The organism is Sandarakinorhabdus sp. (assembly GCF_031430775.1).
Lineage (GTDB): Bacteria > Pseudomonadota > Alphaproteobacteria > Sphingomonadales > Sphingomonadaceae > Sandarakinorhabdus.
Window position 1 is genome coordinate 1 of the sequence record NZ_JANPCD010000218.1, and the last position, 1,653, is coordinate 1,653.

General features: G+C 64.4%; 2 protein-coding genes. Both read left to right on the forward strand.

Annotated features, from left to right (window positions below; genetic code table 11):
* The coding region (locus RMQ73_RS14190) for a class I fructose-bisphosphate aldolase (protein ID WP_310498983.1) at positions 1-775 on the forward strand (775 nt) is incomplete at its 5' end.
* Positions 776-784: 9 nt separating this feature from the next.
* The gene (gene thiE / locus RMQ73_RS14195; RefSeq protein ID WP_310498985.1) at positions 785-1,477 is read left to right on the forward strand and encodes a thiamine phosphate synthase; all 693 of its coding nucleotides are present in this window, start codon (positions 785-787) and stop codon (positions 1,475-1,477) included.
* The last annotated feature ends 176 nt before the right edge of the window (positions 1,478-1,653 follow it).

Genomic DNA, 1,653 nt, shown 5'->3' on the forward strand with positions numbered 1-1,653 from the left:
GGGATTTGAACATGGCCCGGCGCGCAGCTTTGCGCCCAATCCCGATGCCTATGACCCGCATTACCACTTCCAGTTGGCGATCGATGCCGGGCTTACGGCCTATGCCGCGCCACTGGGCATGATCGAAGCCGGTGCCGATACGTTTGCCGGCCAGATCCCGACCATCCTCAAGGTCAATTCGTCCAACAGCTGGGCGACCGGCATCAACCAGGCGGTGACCGGGACGGTCGAGGACGCGCTGCGGCTCGGCTGCTCGGCGATCGGGTTCACGATCTATCCCGGCAGCGACGATATCTTTGAACTGATGGAGGAAATCCGCGAGCTGTCGCAGCAAGCCAAGGCGGTGGGCATTGCCACGGTGATCTGGTCTTATCCGCGCGGCGGGATGCTCAGCAAGGATGGCGAACTGGCGCTGGATGTCGGCGCCTATGCCGCGCACATGGCGGCGCTGCTGGGCGCGCACATCATCAAGGTCAAGCTGCCGACCGCGCATATCGAGCAAAAGGACGCGGTAAAGGCCTATGAAGGCGGCGACTGGAGCACGCTGGCCAAGCGCGTCGCGCATGTGAAACAGGCGTGCTTCAACGGGCGGCGTATCGTGGTGTTCTCCGGCGGTGCGGCCAAGGGCACGGATGCGGTCTACGAGGACGCCATCGCCATCCGCGACGGCGGCGGCAATGGCTCGATCATCGGCCGCAATACCTTCCAGCGCCCGCGCGCCGAGGCGTTGGCGATGCTCGACAAGATCGTCGATATCTATCTTGGCAAGGTTTGATTCCCGGTCATGACCGAGGGAACGGTACCGCTGCCTGCCGAATTTGCCGATCGGTTCGGCCGTGAAGCACGCCCTGCCTGCCAGCTTTATGTCGTGTCGCCGCCGGCCATAGTGTTGCCGGCGTTCACCGAATCCCTGAAAGCCGCGCTGAGCGGCGGTCCGGTGGCGGCGTTCCAACTGCGGCTCAAGAATGTCGCCGACGATGAGGTGCTGCGCGCCTGCGAGGCGTTGCTGCCGATCACCCAGGCCGCAGATGTGGCGTTCATCCTCAACGACCGCGCCGATCTGGCGGCAAAGGCCGGCGCAGATGGCGTGCATCTGGGCCAGGGCGACGGCGATATTGCGGCGGCGCGGGCACTGATGGGCCTTGATGCCCAGATCGGCCGCACCTGCCATGACAGCCGCCATCTGGCGATGGAAGCCGGCGAACAGGGCGCCGATTATGTCGCGTTCGGTGCATTTTACGACACCACCACCAAGCCCAGCCATTACCGCCCGCAACCCGAAATTCTCGGCTGGTGGACGACGCTCAGCCAGTTGCCCTGTGTCGCCATCGGCGGGATTTTCCCGGACAATGCGGCGCCTTTGGTGGCCGCAGGGGCCGATTTCATCGCCGTGGTGCGGGCGGTCTGGGATCATGAAGGCGGGCCGGCGGCTGGGGTGGCAGCGTTCGGGCCGGTATTGGGCTGGAAGCCTGTTTGACAGGCGTTATAGGCGTGGCTAGCTGTTTGATATGAACAATACAGTTGGAGCCGCCGCGATGATCCGTGCCCTTGCCATTCTCATGACGCTGACCGCGGCGGCGGCAACGGCTGCGCCTGAACCGCCGGTCGAGGTCATGGTGGTGGGCGCCTATCATTTCGGCAATCCCGGCCTTG